The following is a 4,287-nucleotide window of genomic DNA, read 5'->3' as shown; positions in this document are numbered from 1 at the left end:
GCTGCGGCTACTTCGCAGTCTTGCTTTTCGTGCCCATCTTGAGGCGTGATGAATTCTGGGGCTAAGGAAATTACTTGAGATTGCCCAGGGGCAACAATTACAGGCAGAATGGCACTGTGAAAATAAGTCACTGTGCCATTTTTATGTTTACGACTCGAACAACATTTACAGTTCAACTTATGAGAATCAAAATACTGAGTTCCATCTAGCGCAATCAGTAATCCACCTAGATACTGGAATGGTTTCAAGTGCCCATCCCGTCTCAACGCTCGATACACGCAATTGAACACTGATGATAATGAGTTCGCTGAAATCCCGTCCACAATATTACGAATTTGCGGCACTGTTGGCACTTTAATCATGCCAAACAGTGTCGTCGCATTACTTTTGCCCTGATTGCTATCCATGTGCCGTTGATGCTCCAAAAAGGATTCACTCTGCATGAAGAACACTGAGAATGCCCCTAACACAGCATCCCCTATGCTATATTTTGTCCCATTGCTGGGACGGCGAGGGTCTTTCATCCCCAAAATCGCTCGATTGAGATATTCGAGCAGGGCGATAAAACTCAGCTTCATTGGCTCCATTTGTGCTTCTCTTTTTGAAGTCCTTCTATTCTCCTGCTCCCCCTATACCGTTGTCAAAATCTGAATTTGGAATTGCTGATATCTTTCTCAAGATATCACGACCGATCAACATCAACTAACCACTGGTATCAATAGTCTAATTGGCAGTGGTATTCTGGCGATTTGCCTGCTGACGATCGCCATTTCTCAGCGGATTCGCACGACACTTAAACCATTGGCACAGATGAGCCAAGTTGCCAGCCAAGTTTCTGCCGACGATCTGGGCGCAGCTAGACTCGAACTCCAGCAGGCTCCAGATGAGATTTTGGGACTGGCAACCGCCTTTAACGAGATGACAGTCAGATTATCAGGGGCATGGGAGCAACAGCGTCAATTTGTGGGCAATGTTTCTCACGAACTCCGCACGCCGCTGTCTGTTGTACTCGGTTATCTCCAAAGTTTACTGCGACGGGGGGATAATCTTAGTACTCATCAGCAACACGCCCTGGAAACAGCGATTGCCGAGACAGATCGGACGATTAGAATGCTCCAAGATTTACTCGATCTCGCCCGCGCTGATAGTGGCAATCTCCATTTTCGTCAAAGTCCTGTATTTCTAAATACACTGATTGCCGAAGTCGTCGAAATGAGTCAGAAAATCAGCAAGCATCCAATTTCAGTACCAACTAATTCAGATGATGTTGTTGCCCTCGCAGATCAAGATCGGCTGATGCAAGTATTAATTAATCTCGTCGATAATGCGATTAAGTACTCGAATAGTCCGATCGAGCTAATTCTCGAACAGACAGCAGATCGGGCGATTATTCACGTCCAAGATCGGGGGATTGGGATTGCGCTAGAACATCAGAATCGGATCTTTGAGCGATTTTATCGAGCAGAAGAATCATCGACTCGATCGAGAGATGGGACGGGTTTGGGATTGGCGATATCTAAAAGTTTAATTGAAGGGATGAATGGTCGAATTACCCTGCGATCGAAACCCAATGAAGGGAGTATTTTTACTATTTCATTACCAATCTGGAAACCAGCATCTGTCAGTAATAAATAAATAAGAGTAACTTATGAACGATCGAATTCTGTTAGTTGAAGATGACCTCAAATTAGCTGGGTTTATTGGCGAGGAATTAACATTAGAAGGCTATCAAGTTACTGTTGCACACAATGGTTTGGATGGATTGACGATCGCCCGTGATATCCATCCAGATCTATTGATTTTGGATTGGATGCTGCCTGGAATATCTGGACTAGATCTCTGTTTAAGATTGCGAACGACAGGAATTCAGGTACCGATTATTATGCTTACGGCTAAAGATGAAATTCCCGATCGAGTCGCTGGATTAAATGCGGGTGCGGATGATTATGTCACCAAACCATTTAGCATCGAAGAATTACTAGCCAGAGTCAAAGCCAGATTACGGCGAACACAGCCCGAAGATCCCGATGGGTTTGAATTTGAAGATTTAACTTTAAATCGACTCACTCGCGAAGTTTATCGCAACACTCAATTAATTGAATTAACTGCTAAAGAATTCGATCTGTTGGAATATTTGCTTCGCCATTCTCGCCAAGTTATGACCCGCGACCAAATACTGGAAAAAGTTTGGGGATATGATTTTATGGGTGAATCAAATATCATTGAAGTCTATATTCGCGCCCTACGGCTCAAGTTAGAAGTAAACAATCCTAAACGTTTACTACATACGGTACGCGGTGTGGGGTATGTGTTGAGAGAATATGCTTAATTTGAGCACAACTGGCTGTTATGTTAGTTAAATTAGTCAATAATAGTCCACAATTCTTATAAATTTAAGTTAGGGCAACTGTGCTTTTTTAGACAATAAATATTCGATATTTAACCAAGCACCTCTCGCAAGGATACTAACTGTGCTTGAACGATTCGATAGTAGATCCAAGTGGGAGATTAATCATCATCAGCATGGCGGGGATGGAATTGACAGCACCATAGGTTTTTGGATGAATTCTCACAGGCTTATCCCGATCGCCTCAATCCTATTCAGTTAGATAATGGTCATTTTCATCCCAGCAAGACAAAAGCTCGCGATGTTCACGTCTTTCAAGAATATATTAGTAATTTTGTTCTATAATGTATTTGAAATCTAATTTCTTACGAACGATCTCACTCCGTAATATTTTATACGCCATCGAACCTTGCAATCGTGATGAATACATTTACCATCTATAACGCTAAATCCCAGTTCTCCAAATTATTATCCCGCGTCGAGCTTGGGGAAGAGATAATCATCGCCAATCGAGGGATTGCAGTTGCTAGGTTAGTTCCTGTAGAAAATAAGCGATCGCGCAGTCGCAGTATGGGTGTAGATCGCGGCTTATATTACATCCCCTCCAGTTTCAAAAACCCACTGCCCCCTTATTTATAAACCCGACTTTCCTAGTATTCCAGCCAAACAAGAGGAAGGACTAAATCGCGAATGAAAATACTAATCGATGCCCAGTGTTTTTTATGGTGGTTTGTCGAACCAGATCGCTTGAGTGCGGAAACAATTGCCGCCATCTCTGACGAAACTAACTCAATCTGGTTTTCAGTTGCCAGTGCATGTGAGCTGACGATTAAGGTGTCACTGGGAACGTTATTGCTGCCCGAACCGATCGATTCGTATCTTGCCAGTCGGATGAAAAAGTTGCGGGCACAATTTTTGGATATTCGAGCGGATCAGGTGGTGAAGCTAGCAAAATTGCCGCTAGATCGATTCGATCTCATCCTCCTCGCCCAAGCACGAGTCGAGGGCATGACCCTCGTTACGGCTAATCCAGATCTAACCGATCGTGACGTGGAAATCCTCCTCAACGAATCGGACGAAGGCAACACTAATAGAATGTCCGTGAGTCAAAGAGCCAGAGCAGAATTAGCAACAGGCAAAAGTCTAAATCGATAGTCGCCAAGTTCGGGAACCGTCGCTATCGACCGTAAATGCTTACACCTTGAGGAGTGGTTATTCAGCTAAATAGCTGAATAACCACTCCTTTTTTTATTAATTGTAAAGTTCTGTTTGTTTGGCGACTTGCTATTGATTATTTTTGGAGATCGTTTATAATCTCATGCGGATAAAAGAGGGCATAAATTTAACCTGACCAGCTAATCAAGTCAAGTTTATTTCGAGCGGTATAAGACTGTTATTGTTCAGTTATCTCTCAACTTAATCTTAGATTAACGGTAGTTCAAGAATTTAGATTCTAGCTTTTTTGTGTCTAAACCGTTCGTCGTTCGATCGGTAGTTAATTTAATTAATCGAGTCAAAACTTATATTCTTTGAAGAGATAGAACGTCATCATGAACTACGTCACTTCACTATCCAAATCTAGAAACAAAATTTCTTGGAAGTATACACAATATGCCTTGATTTCCTGTTTTGCCCCGATTATTTGGGGCTGGAACTTAGCTCCTAAAGCTAATGCTGCGCCAATCTACGATGCTTTTGTAACAGTATCGACTACTAAAATCACCACAATAATGGCTGGATTCCCAGTTGCAGGGCCACTATTTACGACTCTGTTTACTGCGATTGTCAATCTAATTCCCTGGGCTGTACTGCTGATGGTCGGTGGTATTGTCATCTGGCAAGCTTATCTGGGATACCAGGAATACGATCGAGAAAACTTTTCTGGGATAGTTAAACCGATGTTAAATATCATCGTCCTGGTAATTCTCGTCATTGCGACA

4 protein-coding genes and 2 pseudogenes are annotated in these 4,287 nt (G+C 42.7%); 5 read left to right on the top strand and 1 reads right to left on the bottom strand.

The genetic code is table 11. From position 1 onward, the window contains the following. A pseudogene (locus ACEW9I_RS05650) lies at positions 1-578 on the bottom strand (ISNCY family transposase); the annotation flags it as partial. Between the two features lie 184 nt (positions 579-762). Here ACEW9I_RS05650 and ACEW9I_RS05645 point away from each other — a divergent pair. The 5 genes and pseudogenes from ACEW9I_RS05645 to ACEW9I_RS05625 form a co-directional block, all read left to right on the top strand. Further along, positions 763-1,635, top strand: a pseudogene (locus ACEW9I_RS05645) (ATP-binding protein); the annotation flags it as partial. A gap of 13 nt (positions 1,636-1,648) precedes the next feature. Beyond that, positions 1,649-2,329 (top strand): response regulator transcription factor, encoded by a 681-nt coding sequence (locus ACEW9I_RS05640; RefSeq protein ID WP_373539382.1) that lies wholly within the window; start codon positions 1,649-1,651, stop codon positions 2,327-2,329. Positions 2,330-2,767: 438 nt separating this feature from the next. Further along, positions 2,768-2,986 (top strand): type II toxin-antitoxin system Phd/YefM family antitoxin, encoded by a 219-nt coding sequence (locus tag ACEW9I_RS05635; protein ID WP_373539381.1) that lies wholly within the window; start codon positions 2,768-2,770, stop codon positions 2,984-2,986. Between the two features lie 51 nt (positions 2,987-3,037). Continuing rightward, positions 3,038-3,502 (top strand): type II toxin-antitoxin system VapC family toxin, encoded by a 465-nt coding sequence (locus ACEW9I_RS05630; protein WP_373539380.1) that lies wholly within the window; start codon positions 3,038-3,040, stop codon positions 3,500-3,502. A gap of 395 nt (positions 3,503-3,897) precedes the next feature. Further along, positions 3,898-4,287: hypothetical protein (locus tag ACEW9I_RS05625; RefSeq protein WP_373539379.1), on the top strand; the 390-nt coding region annotated here is incomplete at its 3' end.

The sequence above is a fragment of the Chamaesiphon sp. genome, assembly GCF_041738855.1.
Taxonomy (GTDB): Bacteria; Cyanobacteriota; Cyanobacteriia; order Cyanobacteriales; family Chamaesiphonaceae; genus Chamaesiphon.
Note: the sequence above shows the minus strand (reverse complement) of the source record. Positions and strands in the feature narration are given on the sequence as shown.